Source organism: Aquimarina macrocephali JAMB N27 (assembly GCF_000520995.1).
GTDB lineage: Bacteria > Bacteroidota > Bacteroidia > Flavobacteriales > Flavobacteriaceae > Aquimarina > Aquimarina macrocephali.
This window is the reverse complement of sequence record NZ_JACA01000013.1, coordinates 179,177-197,687: the sequence shown is the minus strand read 5'-3', so window position 1 is coordinate 197,687 and position 18,511 is coordinate 179,177. Positions and strand designations below refer to the sequence as shown.

The window sequence follows — 18,511 nt, the reverse complement described above, 5'->3', positions numbered from 1 at the left end:
TTCTCGGACTACTTGTCAGTTAAGCTTATATGGTACATAATTTGTAACTTTGCATAAAATTGAAATACGAAAATAAAAGATAAAAATATGTATCCAGCAGATTTAGTAAAACCAATGCGTGAAGATCTTACCAATATTGGTTTTGAAGAATTACATACAGAAGAGGCAGTAGACACGGCAATAGCAAAAGAAGGAACTACATTGGTAGTTGTAAATTCGGTATGCGGTTGTGCTGCAGCAAATGCTCGTCCGGGAGCAAGAGCCTCATTAGAGAATGATAAAAAACCTGATAATTTGGTAACCGTTTTTGCAGGAGTGGATAGAGAAGCGACAGATAAGGCACGTAGCTACATGATTCCGTTTCCTCCATCATCACCTTCTATGGCATTGTTTAGAAACGGAGAATTAGTTCATATGTTAGAACGTCATCATATCGAAGGACGTCCGGCAGAAATGATAGCAGAAAACCTTAAAGATGCTTATAACGAACACTGCTAAAAAAGTAAAGTGTATACGTTAAAAAGAATTTTAAACCGTTTGCCATTGCAGGCGGTTTTTATTTTGATAAATCCAATGATTTACACTCATAATATGAGACCTTTTAATACCTTTACACAAGTTAAATTTTATTAATTATACAGATAAAATGGAGGCAATAAAAAAGATATTAAGTTATCCGCTTTCTATAGCTTTCTATTTGTTTTTTGGTTTAACCCTAGTGATTTTTCATGCATTACAATGGCTAGGTATAAAATTAGGAGGAACCAGAGGACATAGAGGAGTTGTAAATATTATGAATCTATGCTTATTACGATGTTTACACATTTTGGGTGTATCATTTAGTTTTAAAAATCAATATAAGTTACCTCAGGATCAACCTTTAATAGTGGTGTCTAATCATCAAAGTATGTTTGATATACCATTAATATCTTGGTATTTACGAAAATATAAGCCGAAATTTATTTCTAAGATTGAGCTAGGTAAGGGAATACCAAGCATATCTTTTAATTTACGGCATGGAGGAAATGTTTTAATTGATAGGAAAAATCCAAAACAATCAATTCCTGCATTATCAAAATTTGGAAAATTTGTTGCTGAGAATAATTTTTCAGCGGTTATCTTTCCCGAAGGGACACGTAGTAAAAACGGAGAGCCCAAAACATTTGCTCCAACAGGGCTAAAGATCTTATTTAAAAATGCACCAGAAGCCTTGATAGTACCAGTAACAATAAATAATAGTTGGAAACTGGTTAGATTTGGTAATTTCCCTATGGGAGTAGGGATACATATGACATTAGAAGTACAAGAACCTATAACAATCGATAAAGAACCCGAAATATTGCTAGATAAAATAGAAGAAAGGGTTACTTTAGCAATCAGAACATAATACTAACCATAATGGCTTTAGATAATATTAGATTAGAGGTAATGCAACTACTAGAAAAGAAGGTAGATGGCTTTATTGATAAATTTTTGATTCCGGTAGATAAAATATGGCAACCAACTGATTTTTTACCAGATTCACAAAATGAAGATACTTTTTTTGAAGAAGTAAAAGAATTGAGAGAATTAGCTAAAGAACTTCCTTATGATTTTTGGGTAGTTTTGGTTGGAGATACTATTACTGAAGAAGCTTTGCCTACTTATGAGTCCTGGTTAATGGATGTAGAAGGAGTAAATCAGCATGAAAATGGAAAAGATAATGGGTGGGCCAAATGGGTACGCTATTGGACAGGTGAAGAGAATAGACATGGGGATGTATTGAATAAATATCTCTATTTGTCGGGTAGAGTTAATATGATTGAAGTAGAAAGAACTACGCAACACTTAATTAATGATGGTTTTGATATAGGTACAGATAGAGACCCTTATAAAAACTTTGTATATACAAGCTTTCAAGAATTGGCAACTTATATTTCTCATAACAGAGTTGCAAAATTGGCTAAAGAATACTCTAATAAGTCATTGTCTAAGATGTGCAAAATTATTGCAGGAGACGAGATGCGTCATCATAATGCATATAGTGAGTTTGTAAGAAGTATTTTTGAGGTAGATCCAAGTCAGATGATGATTGCATTTAGTGATATGATGAAGAAAAAGATTGTTATGCCAGCACATTTACTTAGAGAATCTGGCCAATCTATAGGAACTGCTTTCGAAGATTTTTCATGGTCTGCACAGCGTATTGGGGTATATACCTCACAAGATTATATTGATATTATGCAACGTCTTATCGATAGATGGGAAATTGATAAAATAATAGATCTTACAGATGAAGCAGAAAGAGCACGTGACTTTTTAATGAAATTACCTGCTAGAATGCAGCGTATTAGTGAGCGATTGGTTATCCCAGAAGAAATTTTTGAATTTAAGTGGGTACAGCCTGCAATGGCAAAATAAATAGTATTGGGTATGGCTGAAGATCAGATTATATCTAAAACCATTGATTTTGTAAAGGATACACTTAGTGGGGCTGAAGGAGGACATGACTGGTTTCATATTGAAAGGGTTTTTAAGAACGCTCAATCAATTTCTAAAGAAGAAGAAGTTGATTTTTTTATAGTTTCCCTGGGTGCATTACTTCATGATATTGCAGATTCAAAATTTTATGATGGTGATGAAACTATTGGGCCTAAAATAGCTGCAGATTTTTTAGGAAACCTTCAGGTAAAACAAGCAGTTATCGATCATGTGATTAAGATCATCGAAAATATTTCTTTCAAAGGAGGGAATATAGATCAGAAATTCAGATCTCCCGAATTAGATGTCATACAGGATGCAGACCGATTAGATGCCATTGGAGCTATAGGGATCGCAAGATGCTTTAACTATGGAGGGTTTAAAAACAGAGTATTGTATGACCCAGAGATTGTTCCAAATCTAAAGATGAACAAAGAAGAATATAAATCTTCAGTATCACCTACAATTAATCATTTCTACGAAAAATTATTGCTACTTAAAGATAGAATGAATACTAAAACCGGAAGAAAATTGGCAACAGAAAGACATCAATTTATGGAACAGTTTCTAGAACAGTTCTATAAAGAGTGGGAAGGAAAGTCTTGATCAGAACAATCGCAACTGCTCATCTTTATAAAATTGATGTAGATCACAGTTTAAATGTATCTTTTGCTCTTGAGGAAAGTATTTTTGTCTCGCTATAGTAAATAACTGATGAATTTGATTAGCCATGTTTCCTGATCCTCTCATTCTTCTTCCAAAAGCACTGTCGTTTAGGTTGCCTTCATGACACTGCATGATCTGATGTAGTATTTTATCTTTACGATCTGGTAATGTGTTTTCTAACCATTTGGTGAATATTTTTCCAATGGCTCCATTTAACCTTACGATTGTATATCCAACGCTTTTTGCACCACGAGTAGAAATTTCTTTGGCTAACGGTAATATTTCGTGACTATTAATTGAAGGAATTATCGGTGCCATCATCACATTCGTAGGGATTCCTGAAGTATTCAGTTTTTCTAGAGTTTCTAATCGTTTTTTTATGCTTGCAGTTCTTGGCTCGAGAATTCTTCGTGTATCTTCTCTTAATGTATTGATAGAGAGGTATACCGCTACCAGATTATGCCTGGATAATTCAGAGAGAAGGTCCAAATCTCTAAGGATTAAAGAATTCTTGGTAATGATACCAACAGGATGTCTGTATTTTAGAAAAATTTCAAGAAGTTTTCGGGTAATTTCAAGTTTTTTTTCAATAGGTTGGTAGCAATCAGTATTTCCAGAAAGTGAAATCGGATATGCTTTCCATTTTTTATTTTGCAACTTCTTCTCTAGTAACTCAGGAGCATTCTTTTTGACCAAAATTTTAGTTTCAAAATCTAATCCAGCACCATAACCCCAATATTCATGAGAATTTCTGGCATAGCAATATACACAACCATGCTCACAACCCTGATATGGATTGAGAGAATATAACATACCAACATCAGGACTGGTTACTCTGTTTATAATCGTTTTTGGAAACGTTTCTATATAAGTAGTTTGATGTTTACCGATAGATTCACCCTGATCAAGACAATAATTAAGGAAATCATCTCTTGTTTCATGATGTAGTTCAAAAAATCTATTATGAACTTTTTCTTGAGCCCCCCTGCCTTTTATATGCTTTTGTGTCTTCATTGCTATTGATGATTTGAGGTGTAAAGGTAGAATTTATTATGGAATTATTCCTTTTTTATATGGAATTATTCCATTTACAGTATTGCTTTATTCGCTCGAAGCGTTACGAGTAGACGTTTTTCTGTAGATGATCTATTTGACCTTAAGAAAATTAATAAAATTAATAAAATTTAAAGTGTTGTAATACAGGTTTTTACCCCTTTACATCAAAGTTGTTTAACTATAAAAAAAACAGTGTAATGACTCTGCGATTTTTTTAAAATGTGATTTATATTTATAGTATCCTAATCAAAATATAATTTCAATTTCTAAACTGATTTAGGTATTCTGCCCCCTAATAAAAAGTATACCCCGATAGATTAACAATGAAATAACGTATAGCTTCTATCTCTTTGATAAAGCTATAGAGGAATGATACATTATTAATAAGAATGATATGATTTTTGAAGTATTGCAAATTATAACCGAAGAGGTTAATAATTTCTTTGATATAGAATTGGAAGAAAAGCCAGTCTCATTAGATAATATAGCCTTTATAGAATCTGAAGATGACGAACCTTCAGATAGCAATAATATAGTGCTTTCACTACTACATACAGAAGAAGAAACCACCATGAAAAATATTCTCAATCATGAGATAGAAGGAACAAAGGTGATCTATAAAAATAACAAAGTTCATTTGAACCTTTATATCATGTTTTCTGCGAATAGAAATGATTATAAAGAGTCATTAAAAAGCGTCTCCAAAGTAGTAGAGTTTTTTCAATCCAAGAGAATTTTTACACAGTCTAATACAAATTTTGATAGAGATCTGGATGGAATGGATCAGATAAGGAACTTTAAGTTTACCGTAGATCTATTTACCCCTTCATTTGAAGAAATGAACTTTATCTGGGGTACGCTGGGAGGCAAACAATATCCTTCAATCATCTATAAAATAAGTTTACTCGAGGTAGAAAGAGATGTAACACAATCTGAAGGTAGTTTGATAACTGAGATTAATGGAAATTTAAAACGTAATTAATTGGCTTTTAGAATCTTATATAAAACGATGTTTCAGGTGCAATTGCATCATTCATATTTTCTGGATAATGGATCCGCTTCATTTATTTCAATGAGTGCCGATGAAAAGATAGTACAACTAAAAAAATATCTTTTTAAGGATTTTATAAACGTGGTTCCAACGACTGCAACTCAAAAGATATTTAGAGATCATAAAATTGTTATGAAAGAAGGTACTGACGGCTTTACAGTGCTTAACAAGGTGGTAGAAGAAAATGATAATTATAAATCAATCATTTTTCTTGATGACGGTATAGGACTTACATTCTTATTATATAACAACGATTACTTGTTTGATAACTATACGGTCTTACCTAAAGAAAAAAATAGGCTGTACTATTTTTCAAATACAAAACCGAGTACAGAAGCTGATCCATATACGTATATGCCATTAAGTTCTTCTAATGATCTGGTAGATCAAGATTATTTATTATCAGAGGAAGGCTCACAATCAATTTGGTATAGAATACTCAAAGAGAATGGTAATGCAGATACAAATCCTTATTTAGAGCTATTGGCAGAAGTAGAGGAAAGTGATTTAACAACCGATGAAGGGAAGCATCTATTAAACCAAGCTATACAAGCAGAAAAGAGCAAAGGGTTACTTGGAATCATTCGACTTCATACGATAGGGGATAATAATATGGATCTCATAGAGATAGATAATTCGGACCCTAATGACGTGAAAAATTATTTATTAGATCCTACTCCTTATTATAAGCTTCATTTTGATAATAGGAAGACAGTTTGGAAATATATTAAGAAATCTGATGATGAGGAGTTAGAAACTTCTTCTGTTCAACCTTTAACCAAAAATGGATTTATTGAGATTGATCCTGATGCTGATATTGTACCTCCGCTTCCGTCAGATATCGAAAAATATACTTTTCCAAATCCAACAGCAGATTTGATAAAGCAAACAACAGATGTAAACACAAATATTACAACAACATATTCTGAAATTTTTATTTAAAAACAATTAAAATTATGGCAACGTACAAAACACCAGGGGTTTATATAGAGGAGGTTGTTAAGTTTCCTCCATCCGTAGCCCAAGTAGAAACAGCAATTCCAGCTTTTATAGGATATACTGAGAAGGCAACAAAAAAGGTAGCAAATGATTTGTTACAAACGCCTACCAGAATTACTTCTATGTTAGAGTATAGAACATATTTCGGATTTGCATTACCAGAGGTAAATATTGAAGTTACAATATTCGATGCCTTGGTAAATGGAGATATAGAAAGAAATATTACAATTGATAAGGATCAGGTAGTGTCTAATAGACAACCATATTTAATGTATTATGCATTGCAAATGTATTTTGCAAATGGTGGAGGACCTTGTTACATTGTTTCTGTAGCCAATTATACAGGAGGAAATGTGTTATTTAGTGATTTAAATGATGGGCTAAACCTTCTTAAAAAAGAAGATGAGCCGACTTTGTTATTGTTTCCTGATGCTACTGCAATTGCAGATCCAAACGAGTTTTTTGCACTATATAATAATGCCTTGACTCAATGTAATGAACTTCAAGATCGATTTGCAATCATAGATACATATAGTTATGATGATACTAGTGATGCGCCAATTGATGCATTACGATCAGGAGTAAATTTGGAAAAGGATTACCTTAAATATGGAGCTGCTTATTATCCATATTTAGAAACCATTTTGGATTATAGTTATGATGAAGCTAATGTTGCTATTAGTCATACCAGTGAAGATGAAACTCCGGAGAGTATCACAGCAATGGCAACAGCTACGCAAACTACTTCAGACATACAAACCGTTTTGAATGGGATTCCAGCATTAGTTACTGCCCTAACTGATGCGGATACAACTTTGCAAGTAGGAACCAATGGTGAAGCAAATACAAATAGAGCTACCATTACCGATACAATCCAACCTATTGTTGATGCTCTTAATAGTGTGGTTACCTCTGGAGCAACTGCCGTGACCGATGGTAATGCTGTTGGAGAGGCTGGAGTGACTGCAGCAGCGGGAGCATTAAATACAGCGATAACAGGAGCGGGAGCTATTCCGACATTAATTACAGCTTTAGACGGACATATTACTGATATTAATGGTGCAGCCAATAGTGCACCTGGTGGTGGAGTAGTAAAAACAGAATCTGCAGCGGCTGTTGCAGCCGTTGCTACCATAGAAGCAGATATTCAGGCAGTTATTGCGTTGATAATACCTGCATTAACTGATGCAATAACTGCAGCACAAGCAGCTGATGGTGTTATAACTGGTTCTCTTGATGGTCAAAATCTGGCAGCTATTGAGAATATAGATAGTGCAACTTATAACTTAATCAAAGTAGAATTAGGAATCCTTCCTCTGGAACTACCACCAAGTAGCGCTATGGCAGGAGTATATGCACGAGTAGATAGTGATAGAGGAGTTTGGAAAGCACCAGCAAATGTTGGAGTAAATTATGTAATCAAACCGTCTATAAAAATCACCAATGAGCAGCAGGATCGTTTAAATGTAGATACTATAGCAGGAAAATCTGTAAATGCAATAAGAACTTTTACGGGAAAAGGAACTTTGGTTTGGGGCTCTAGAACCTTAGCAGGTAATGACAAAGAGTGGAGATATGTGCCAGTAAGAAGATTCTTTAATATGGCCGAAGAATCTATAAAAAAAGCTACTGAGCAATTCGTATTTGAGCCTAATGATATGAATACTTGGGTTCGGGTAAAAGCAATGATCAATAATTTCTTAACACTACAGTGGAGAGCAGGAGCATTGGCAGGTCCAACACCTGATAAAGCATTCTACGTAAAAGTTGGATTGGGAGAAACTATGACGGCCGATGATATCCTCGATGGTAATATGATTATCGAAATCGGAATGGCGGTTGTTCGACCAGCAGAATTTATCATTCTTAAGTTCTCTCATAAAATGCAAGAAGCTTAATCATTTATAATAATTTAAATCAACAACATAAAATATAGAAATCATGGCAGAATATCCACTACCAAAGTTCCATTTTAAGGTAACAATTGGAGGCGACACCGAATTAAATTGTACAGAGGTATCAGGTTTAGACTTTGAAACTGAAGTAATAGAATATAGAGGAGGAGCGGATAATGACTACTTCAAGAAAAAGCAACCAGGAATGACCAAGTTTGCAAATATTGCAATCAAAAGAGGAACTTTTGTTTCTACAAAAGGACAATTCTATGATATGTGGAAGAAAAATGTATTCTTTCAAGAAGGTGAAGAGAAGTTTAGAAGTGACCTTACTATTAGCTTGTTAGATGAAAAGCATGAGCCTGTTGTAACCTGGGAAGCACAGGATGCTTGGTTGCTTAAAATACAATCTACAGATCTTAAAGCAGATGGAAATGAGATCGCTATTGAATCTGCAGAATTTGCAATTAACAGTCTTAAAATAGCATCTTAATGGCGACCTATTATCCACCCGTTGGTTTTCATTTTAGTGTTGAATTTACTGGTTTGTCAATCAGTGAGGCAGACCATCAGTTTCAATCCATAGCTGGATTGTCAGTAGATGTAGAAACAGAAGATGTCACCGAAGGTGGAGAAAATAGATTTAAGCATAAAATTCCGGTAAGGACAAAATATCCAAACCTGGTTCTAAAAAGAGGATTGTTGGCAGATTCTAAGGTAATCGATTGGTGTAAAGATGCTGTCGAAAACTTCGAATTCGAACCTATAGATCTTATTGTTAAGCTTTTAAATGAAAAACATGAACCACTAGTATCCTGGAATATAGTGCATGCCTATCCAATTAAATGGTCCATATCTGACTTTAATGCTCAAGAAAGTAAAGTGGTCATCGAGACCATAGAGCTGGTGTATAACTACTATAATACAATTTGATAATCATGGGAGCGATCGAAATTAAAGAATTACACATCAAAATAAATGTAGACAATGATCAGAAAAATACTGATTCCCCCAAAGGAAAAAAATCAGGAATGAATAAAGACGTGATTATCGCAGAGTGTGTAGAACAAATCATGGAGATCATTTCAAAACAATCTGAACGATAAACAATGAGTACAGGAGAATTAAAAAAATTAAAGGTTGTAGCCTATAGTGATCCGCAATTTAATAACAAAGTTGGGGACGGAGAATTTACCACATTGGTGAATCCTGAAAAATACACCTTTAATTATAAAATCGAGCAAAACGAAGACCAAGCTTCCGGGACTAGTGATGTATCTCCTAAGTTTAATAAAAAACTTCCTGAGGATCTTGAATTAGAATTTTTATTTGATAGATCAGGTGTCATTGTACACTATGGCAGTGATCCGGGTAGTAGTTCGGGTAATAAAGTTTTTAAAGATAAAGGTGATGGTATCATTGATGATATCGAAAAGTTTAAAAAAGTAATCCTCGATTACAACGGGGATGAACACAAACCAAATTATTTAATGATTTCGTGGGGGACACTCCTTTTCAAAGGGAGTCTTACCGAAATGAGTATAGAGTTTAAACTTTTTAAACCAGACGGTACACCAATCCGAGCGGTTGCAAAGGCAAAGTTTCAAGGATTTGTCGAAGATGATCTTAGAGTAGCAAAAGAGAATAATCAATCTCCTGATTTAACACATGTACGTGTGGTAAAAGAAGGAGATACGTTGCCTCTGATGTCCCATCGTATTTATGGGGATTCTAAGTACTACTCAGAAGTTGCAAGGGTAAATGAGATCACTTCCTTTAGGAAATTAGAAGTAGGAAAAGAAATTTTCTTTCCTCCAATAGAAAAAACATCATAAAAATGGCCAAAGGCAGTGTAATACAGACATCAAAAAACGCAGATCTTGTCACAAGCAAGGTACTTGTCAATGGAGAAGAATTGTCTAAGGCCTATCAGGTTAAAACAATTTCTATCGAGAAGGAGGTTAATAGAATTTCTACTGCCAAGTTGATTATAACAGATGGAGAACCCTCTAAACAAGATTTTGAATTAAGCAATCAAGAACTAGTAATACCAGGAGCAGAAATCGAAATTACAGCTGGATATCATTCTGATGAGGAAACTATTTTTAAAGGAATTGTCATTAAGCATAATATAAAAATAAGACCAAATGGTTCTTATCTTATTGTGGAGTGTAAAGATGAAGCGGTCAAGCTTACGATAGGCAGAAAAAGCAAATATTTCTATGATAAAAAAGATAGTGATATTATCGAAGAAATTGTCGGCGATTATGGTATTGATAACGATGTAGAAGCTACTAAATATGAACATAAGGAATTGGTGCAATACAACGTGTCAGATTGGGATTATATAGTTTCACGAGCTCAGGCTAATGGTAAACTTTGCTTTGTAGATAATGGCGAATTAACTGTAGCCAAACCTGATTTTAACTCAGATCCTGTGGAGACTATAACCTTTGGATCAACTATTTTAGATTTGGATGCAGAGATTGATGCAAGACATCAGATCGATAAAGTAACTTCTTATGGATGGAATTATTCTGATCAGGAAATTGTAGAGGTAGAAGCTAATGACCCATCAGTTTCGTTAAATGGTAACTTATCTGCTTCTGATCTCTCTTCTGTAATCGCTTTAGAAAACTTAGAATTACGTCACGGAGGATCGCTTACTACAGAAGAATTACAGGATTGGAGTGACGCTAAATGGATGTTTCAACAATTATCAAAAGTCAGAGGCCGAGTTAAATTTCAAGGAGTGCCAGCGGTAAAACCAGGAACGTTGTTAGAGCTACAAGGAGTAGGAGATAGATTTAATGGTAAGATCTATATCACAGGAGTAAGTCATCATATTGCAGAAGGAAATTGGACCGTAGATGCGCAATTTGGGATCAATCCTCAATGGTTTTCTGAAACATATGATATCAATGCATTACCAGCTTCAGGATTACTATCAGGAATTTGTGGACTACAAGTAGGAATCGTAAGTCAGCTTGAAGAAGACCCCGATGGAGAAGAAAGAATTTTAGTGCAAATACCAATCATCAATAACGAAGAACAAGGTATATGGTGTAGAGTAGTTTCATTAGATGCAGGTGAAAATCGAGGAGCATTCTTTAGACCTGAAATAGAAGATGAGGTTATCGTTGGCTTTGTCAATGATGATCCAAACGATGCAATAGTATTAGGAATGTTACACAGCAGTGCAAAACCTTCTCCTATTACCGCAAGTGATGATAATCATGAAAAAGGATTTGTTACCAGAAGCGAAATGAAAGTACTTTTTGATGATGATAAAAAGTCTATAACTATTGAAACACCTGCAGGAAAAAAAATAGTATTAGATGAAGATGCAGGTTCTATTATTGTCGAGGATGATAATTCGAATGTAATTACCATTGATAGTTCGGGCATAGCCGTAGAAAGTGCTGGAGATATTAGTTTAACAGCATCTGGAGATGTTAATATCGAAGGAACCAATGTAAATATAAAAGCAAGTGCAGAATGCAAAGCAGAAGGAGGAGCTGGTATAGAAGTTTCTTCCAGCGCAATTGCAACCCTTAAAGGGTCACTAGTACAGATTAATTGATAAAATTTAAAAAGAACCAAAAACTATAAACAAATAAACAATGCCACCAGCAGCAAGAATTACAGATATGCATACCTGTCCATTAGTAACAGGAGTAGTACCTCACGTAGGAGGGCCCATATTACCAGCAGGAGAGCCAACCGTACTTATTGGTGGATTGCCAGCAGCACGAGTTGGGGATATGGCAGTATGTGTAGGACCGCCAGATACAATAATTATGGGATCTGGAACAGTAATGATAGGAGGAATGCCAGCGGCAAGAATGGGTGATAGTACCACTCACGGAGGAGTAATTGTACTAGGAAGCCCTACAGTAATAATAGGAGGTTAGTTATGGAAAATAAAGATTCTTTTTTAGGTACAGGCTGGGGATTTCCACCAGAGTTTAATAAAGCCGCAAAACATGTATTGATGACCTCTAATGAGGAAGATATCAAGAAGAGTTTAGAGATTTTATTGACAACCAGATTAGGAGAAAGAATTATGGTGCCTAATTACGGATGTAACCTGGATGAGCTTCTTTTTAAACCTCTGGATAGAACCTTAAAAACTTTTGTAATCGAACTGATCAAAACAGCAATACTCTATCATGAACCCAGAATAGATGTAATTAAAATAGACATCTCTGAAACAGATGAATTAGAAGGGAAATTGCTAGTGAAAATTGATTATTTAATTAGAAGTACCAACTCAAGAAGAAATGTAGTTTTTCCTTTCTATAAAGAAGAAGGAACCAACATATAATGCGCTAATAAAACTATGTGTAACGACGGTAAACATACAGACAATATAATTTTCCAAAGAAATGGAACCGATCAAGAAGAACGCTTTAACAGTGTCTTGGATCCAGCTAATTTAGAACTTCATGATTTTGATCTTGAAGACTGGTTGTTGTTTGCGTATAATTTTGCCAAACACATAAATTTCTTTGAAACAAATGATAATCAGATCCCGTCAGGTGATTGGCAAGAACTTTTTAATCATTTCGATTTTACTAATCAAGATATTCCTAAAAGAACAGATAGCGATTATCAATTGCTGAAAAATAAGATTTCCAAAACGATTGAAGATCTTGAAGCTAAAAGTAGTGTCACTCCTCATATGACATTGTTTATATGTTTTTTAAGGTTATTAGAATTTTCTAAGCAACGATTTAATGGCATTACCAAAAGACATCTGGATTTTTTCTATAAGGAAATATTACAGATAGAAAAACTACCAGCGACAGAGGATAAAGCCCATATAATTTTCGAACTAGCTAAAAAAAGTGTAGAAGAGAGAGTTGTAAAAGAAACTGCATTAGACGGTGGTAAAGATGTAAATGGCAATAAACTCATTTACAAAACCACTGAAGAACTTATTGCCAATAAGGCCAAGGTTGCACAACTAAAGAGTTTATATAATGATATCAATCTGGGTGAGATCAAATATAGTTCGATGACTAATTCGTTAGATGGACTAGAAGAGGCTTTACCGGATGATGCAAATTATTGGCTTCCGTTTGGGTATACATCAGGAGAAAAAAGATATACAGAGTTGCCAGACGCTCGATTAGGTTTTGCGATAGCTTCTCCAATGTTCGATCTTAAAGAAGGGGAAAGAAATATAGATGTCACTATTACTTTTACAGAAAACTTAAATACCACAACACCTCCCTTTACACAAGATGATTTATTAAAAAACCTTGAAATACAATGCAGTGGAGAAGAAGGTTGGCTAGGCGTTTTTCAACTAGATAAGAATATTCCTTTTAATATTAAAGGTACGGAAACCAAACGATCATCAGGTATTTTTGAGAATCAATTGCGGTTAGTTTTTCAAATCTCCAAGGATACTCCTTCAATTTTAAAATATGACAATAAAACACTTGGAGAAAATTTTACAACTACTAATCCTATTATTCGGTTTTTAATAAAGACAGATACTCAAAAAGGGCATGCACTGTTTAGAAAATTAGTTAAAAAAATAGTTTCGGAAATCAAAATACGTGTTGATGTACGGGATATAAAATCGTTAACCTTAGATAGCGATACCGGAGTTCTTAATGCAGATAAACCCTTTTATCCTTTTACAACCCAACCTGTGACTGGATCCTCTTTTAAAATGAATTATCCAGAGGCTTTTTTAAAGAAATGGGAGACTATTAACGTAAATATCAAATGGAAAAATACTCCTGATTCTTTTGTAAAGCTTTATGAAGCATACAAGTCGGTTTACCTTAAGGGTACCAGCAGAAATATCTTTATGGATGGGATGTTTATTGATCCTAATGCTGCGGATCTATCTGCTAACCAACCAGAAGATGGTATTGATAATATGACAACAGAATCTACAGAAACCGATATTGTTCTCAATACAAATGTTGAAGATTTAATAGTTAAGGATGACGATCATTTTAAAGCTAGATTGGCGGTTTTTCATAAAGAAGAGTGGGATAACGAGAGCAATCCAGAAAATGTAATTTTGTTTGAGGACCCTGATGATGATCTTTATGAAACAAACTTCTCTGTAGATGGTAGTTCTTATGAAATTGGAAAGAGCGGTCCACTAAGATTAACATTAAACCAATCTTTTTTACACTTCCTATTCCCAAGGATATATACCTTGGCATTATCCAGTGATAATGATGAGACTCTGATACCTAATGACCCATATACACCTTTTGCCGATGTCATAACCTTTAATTATTCTGCTGAAGAAGACACCGATTTTACCGCAGACGGCGAAAACGAATATGGGAACAATCGAATACAACTATTTCATGAAGATCCATTTGGACAATATGAAGAACATTCTTATTTAAAAATACAAGCACAAAAGAAAAGTATCCTAACTAAAAATGCAGATACTGATAGTTGGATTGTACCTGATTATTGTCATGGTGGTGAATTATATATCGGATTAGAAGAAGCAGAAGTTTCGCAGCAGATTTCATTATTGGTTCAAATTTTAGAAGGTAGTGAAAATCCAGATGCAGATTCATTTGTTGGAAAACAAAAAGTAGAGTGGGCAGTGCTTTGCGATAATCAATGGATGGACCTTGAAGAAAGCCTGCTGAATAATGGTATTGATAATTTCTTAAAATCGGGGATTGTCAAATTTAGGATTCCAAAACAAGCCACCAAAACCAATACTAGACTTCCGAAAGATTTTATTTGGATAAGAGCCAAAATGCACAAGGATTATGATGCAGTTTGTAAAGTTATCGATATCATGGCACAGGCAGTATTGGCTCAATTTGAAAACAACAATAATGAGCTAACGCATCTCTATAATGGACTTCTGGCGGAATCTATCTCAAAACTAATTAGTAGAGTGCCTCAGATAAAAGGTGCTTCACAACCCTATAATTCTTTTGATGGGAAACCACTAGAGTCTGATGACGAATATTACAGAAGAATAAGCGAAAGACTAAGACATAAAAATAGAGCCATTACGCTTTGGGATTATGAACATTTGATTATGCAAGAGTTTCCAGAAGTGTTTAGAGTAAAATGCTTGAATCATACCTCAAATGACTCTTTTTTATCACCCGGAGATGTAACGTTGGTTGCTATTCCTGATATCGTAGATAAAAATGTTTTTGACATATTCGAACCCAGACTGAGTACAGCCACTCTTAATAAAATTCAAAACTTCATTAATCAATTAAATACCATGCATGTAGAAGCAGTGGTAATGAACCCTCAATATGAGCAAGTACTAATTAAATTGAATGTAAAGTTTTATCAGCAATACGATGAGAACTTTTATCAAAAACAATTGAAGGAAGATCTTGTCAAGTTCCTATCTCCATGGGCATTTGATACTTCACAAGAAATTATTTTCGGGATAGAATTAAATCGTAGCACGCTTATTGACTATGTTGAGAAGCTATTCTATGTGGATTACTTATCCGAATTAGAAATGGCTAAACATCCTGATGGAGTAGAAGTTCCAGAAAATCCAAAGGATGAAGACTATCTAGAACAATTAGAATTTGTTCAGGTACTTTCTCCAACCAGTCCAAAACATATTTTGGTATCAGCAAAAAATCATCTGATATCAACCGATATTAAAATTTGTGATCCTATTATAATTGAAGAAACAGAAACATGTCAGTATTAAACGAACATATTAGCATACCTAAAAAAGTCGCTACACAAGACGATTTAGACTTTTTCTATTTAAAAGAAAAAGGCATCGAATATATAGAACAATTAGGAGGCAAGTTATGGACAGACTTTAACTCGCATGATCCTGGGATTACAATGCTCGAAATGCTTTGCTATGCTATTACTGATTTAGGAATGAGAATTGAGCTTCCTATAGAAAATGTACTAGCTTCTAATGATATTACCAAAAATGTAAAAACACAGTTTTTTAAAGCTTCAGAAGTGTTGCCTACCAGCCCGGTAACTGCATTGGATTATCGCAAGCTTTTTATAGATATAGAAGGAGTTAAGAATTGTTGGCTAGCAAAGCATAAAAAGAAAGTATATGCTAACTGCAAAGATGATCTGTTGTCCTATAATCCGGAAGATTTTAGTTTGATTCCGAGTGGGCAAAAAAAAGAATTTGTACTCAAAGGATTATATGATTTATATGTTGATTTTGAAGAGCTAGATCAATCGGGTATAGATCAGGTAACCGAAAAAATAAGAGAACGCTATCATGCATATCGAAATCTTTGCGAAGATTTAGTTACGATAGAGAAAATACAGGAATTTCCAGTAAAAATTTGTGCCGATATAGAGGTAAGTACTGATGCAGATGAAGAAAAAGTACATGCGTTGATGCTAAGAGCAATCGATGCATATTTCTCAACCACTGTAAACTTTTATTCATTGACTCAAATGCTTGATAAGGGATATTCAACTTTAGAGATTTTCGATGGTCCAGTTTTACAACATGGTTTTATAGATACTAATGAACTTATCGAAGCAGATTTACGCAGCGAAGTAAGGCTGTCGGATATCATGAAAATCATTATGGATATTCCCGGAGTTACTAATATAAAAGATATCTCGCTGGGCTATTGTGGGGATCAAACTACTGATACCAATGAATGGGTGATATGTCTGGAAGAATATGAAAAACCAATTGTGTGTGATGAAAGTGTTTTTAACTACAACAAAGGATTATTACCACTCAATATTAATAAAAAACAGGTCGATATTTATCTCGAAGAATTAGAGAAAGAAGAACAAGAAGCTATTGCTGAAGCAGGAGCAGATAAAGAACTCGAAATTCCAAAAGGGAAATACCTTAAAACTGATAGTTATACAACTGTTCAAAATGATTTTCCTGACACCTATGGGATTAGTGAGGTAGGATTACCTGCCAGATCATCTACTGCGAGAAAGTCGCAAGCCAACCAACTTAAGGGATATCTGTTATTTTTTGATCAGATTTTAGCTAGTTATTTTAAGCATTTAGGTCAAGTTAAAGAATTACTCTCTGTAAGTGGAAATTTAACGCAAACGTTCTTTACTCAGGCCATACAGGATGTACAGAATCTAGACGAATTAGTTTCAAATTATCCTCTGGATAACGATGAATATCTAACCAATGTGTTATATGAGGATTTGGATAACAATATTGAAAGAAGAAACGAGATTTTAGATCATTTGTTGGCGCGATTTGCCGAACGGTTTACTGAGTATTCTTTTATTATGAAGTCTATTTATGCCAATACTACCGATGAAGTAGTACTAAGAAATAAAGAAGATTTTTTAAAAGATTATAAGGTTGTCAGCAAGGAGAGAGGTAATGCGTTTAATTATTATAATCAGCCTCCAGAAAACCTTTGGGATACTTCTAATGTTTCAGGTGTTCAAAAAAGGATCGCTCGTCTTTTAGGGATTAAAAATTATAACAGAAGACATCTTACGGATTCTTTTGTAGAAATACATGATCTGATCAATAGTGATAATCAAAAAGTGTATAGATGGAGAATTAGAGATCTGAATAACTCCATTGTATTATCTGGTACAGAAGAATATTTTGATGCCGCCGCCGCAAATAGGGAGTTGTTTTTTGCTGTTCTTCAAATTATTCAAACAAGAGAATTTAAAGTTGAAGAAGTTTTTAAAGAAGGATTCTCTGATCATGCAGAGATTGATAATATACAGATTCACCAAGCTGATTCTGGTAAATATTCTTATGATATTATTAATCCTGCCATAGAAGATGAAAACGACCCTGATAGAATCATTGCAAAGAGATTCACCTATTATCAAACAAAAGGAGAAATAAAGAAATCCATTCTGGATCTTATAAAATTTATGAAGGAAGATTTTACAGAAGAAGGTTTATTTATTGTGGAACATATGATGCTTCGTCCGGATATTAACCTAACCGATGTAAATGAGGGTGTTTTTATGCCAATTTGTACTGATCAATGTACCAATTGCGAGCCGATAGATCCCTATTCTTACCGTGTGAGTATCGTATTGCCTGGATATACACTTAGGTTTTCCAATACAGATTTTAGAAACTACATGGAGCGAATTATCAAAGAAGAATTACCTGCGCATGTATTGGCAAAAATATGTTGGGTTGGGTATAGGGAAAATGAAGTAGAAGACCCCAATGATAACGAACTATTACAATTTGAAAATGCTTACAAAGCATATCTTCTGGCAAATACATCCCTTGACCAAGAACAGCCAGAACCAGAACTAATTGAGCTTATTGAAGCATTATCTAGTCTCAACAACGTATATCCAACAGGAAGACTATTTGATTGCGACAATGAGAATGAAGAATTATACGGAAGAATAATTTTAGGAAAAACGAATTTAGGATCATTATAAAAAT

At 34.3% G+C, this 18,511-nt stretch carries 17 protein-coding genes; 16 read left to right on the top strand and 1 reads right to left on the bottom strand.

Annotated elements, in window-relative coordinates:
* Positions 1-87: 87 nt before the first annotated feature.
* The 4 genes from Z054_RS0110295 (at position 88) to Z054_RS0110280 (ending at position 3,066) form a co-directional block, all read left to right on the top strand.
* Entirely contained in the window at positions 88-498 is a 411-nt protein-coding gene (locus tag Z054_RS0110295) for a BrxA/BrxB family bacilliredoxin (protein WP_024769985.1), read from the top strand.
* A gap of 148 nt (positions 499-646) precedes the next feature.
* Entirely contained in the window at positions 647-1,387 is a 741-nt protein-coding gene (locus tag Z054_RS0110290) for a lysophospholipid acyltransferase family protein (RefSeq protein WP_316929924.1), read from the top strand.
* 11 nt (positions 1,388-1,398) lie between these two features.
* A complete protein-coding gene (locus Z054_RS0110285; protein WP_024769983.1) occupies positions 1,399-2,400 on the top strand; it encodes an acyl-ACP desaturase in 1,002 nt (333 codons plus the stop codon).
* 12 nt (positions 2,401-2,412) lie between these two features.
* On the top strand, positions 2,413-3,066 hold the full coding sequence (locus tag Z054_RS0110280; RefSeq protein ID WP_024769982.1) for an HD domain-containing protein: 654 nt from the start codon (positions 2,413-2,415) through the stop codon (positions 3,064-3,066).
* Here Z054_RS0110280 and Z054_RS0110275 read toward each other — a convergent pair whose 3' ends face one another.
* Positions 3,067-4,140: a PA0069 family radical SAM protein gene (locus tag Z054_RS0110275; RefSeq protein WP_024769981.1), complete on the bottom strand. Its 1,074-nt coding sequence runs from the start codon at positions 4,138-4,140 to the stop codon at positions 3,067-3,069.
* Positions 4,141-4,576: 436 nt separating this feature from the next.
* Between Z054_RS0110275 and Z054_RS0110270 the strand changes: the two genes are divergently transcribed.
* From Z054_RS0110270 to Z054_RS0110215, 12 genes are read left to right on the top strand one after another with little or no spacing between them, the layout of a single operon-like run.
* Complete coding sequence (locus tag Z054_RS0110270; RefSeq protein WP_024769980.1) at positions 4,577-5,164, top strand: DUF4255 domain-containing protein; 588 nt, start codon at positions 4,577-4,579, stop codon at positions 5,162-5,164.
* Complete coding sequence (locus tag Z054_RS0110265) at positions 5,165-6,175, top strand: hypothetical protein (RefSeq protein ID WP_152538521.1); 1,011 nt, start codon at positions 5,165-5,167, stop codon at positions 6,173-6,175.
* Positions 6,176-6,189: 14 nt separating this feature from the next.
* Complete coding sequence (locus Z054_RS0110260; protein ID WP_035091347.1) at positions 6,190-8,130, top strand: phage tail sheath C-terminal domain-containing protein; 1,941 nt, start codon at positions 6,190-6,192, stop codon at positions 8,128-8,130.
* Positions 8,131-8,173: 43 nt separating this feature from the next.
* Positions 8,174-8,620 carry a phage tail protein gene (locus Z054_RS0110255; RefSeq protein ID WP_024769977.1) on the top strand — a complete coding sequence of 149 codons (447 nt, stop codon included), beginning with the start codon at positions 8,174-8,176 and terminating at the stop codon, positions 8,618-8,620.
* Positions 8,620-9,060, top strand: coding sequence for a phage tail protein (locus tag Z054_RS0110250; RefSeq protein WP_024769976.1), 441 nt, complete (start codon positions 8,620-8,622; stop codon positions 9,058-9,060). Before Z054_RS0110255 ends, Z054_RS0110250 begins: the two co-directional genes overlap by 1 nt.
* Positions 9,061-9,065: 5 nt before the next feature.
* A complete protein-coding gene (locus Z054_RS32130; protein WP_167549786.1) occupies positions 9,066-9,233 on the top strand; it encodes a DUF5908 family protein in 168 nt (55 codons plus the stop codon).
* 3 nt (positions 9,234-9,236) lie between these two features.
* Positions 9,237-9,962, top strand: a complete 726-nt coding sequence (locus Z054_RS0110240) for a CIS tube protein (RefSeq protein WP_024769975.1) — start codon at positions 9,237-9,239, stop codon at positions 9,960-9,962.
* A gap of 2 nt (positions 9,963-9,964) precedes the next feature.
* On the top strand, positions 9,965-11,710 hold the full coding sequence (gene vgrG, locus Z054_RS0110235) for a type VI secretion system tip protein VgrG (RefSeq protein ID WP_024769974.1): 1,746 nt from the start codon (positions 9,965-9,967) through the stop codon (positions 11,708-11,710).
* A gap of 40 nt (positions 11,711-11,750) precedes the next feature.
* Positions 11,751-12,041, top strand: coding sequence for a PAAR domain-containing protein (locus Z054_RS0110230; RefSeq protein WP_024769973.1), 291 nt, complete (start codon positions 11,751-11,753; stop codon positions 12,039-12,041).
* 2 nt (positions 12,042-12,043) lie between these two features.
* Positions 12,044-12,454, top strand: a complete 411-nt coding sequence (locus Z054_RS0110225) for a GPW/gp25 family protein (RefSeq protein ID WP_024769972.1) — start codon at positions 12,044-12,046, stop codon at positions 12,452-12,454.
* A 15-nt stretch (positions 12,455-12,469) separates the two neighbouring features.
* Positions 12,470-15,817, top strand: coding sequence for a baseplate J/gp47 family protein (locus Z054_RS0110220; protein WP_024769971.1), 3,348 nt, complete (start codon positions 12,470-12,472; stop codon positions 15,815-15,817).
* Complete coding sequence (locus Z054_RS0110215; RefSeq protein WP_024769970.1) at positions 15,805-18,507, top strand: hypothetical protein; 2,703 nt, start codon at positions 15,805-15,807, stop codon at positions 18,505-18,507. The genes Z054_RS0110220 and Z054_RS0110215 overlap by 13 nt, the downstream gene beginning before the upstream one ends.
* Positions 18,508-18,511 lie beyond the last annotated feature (4 nt).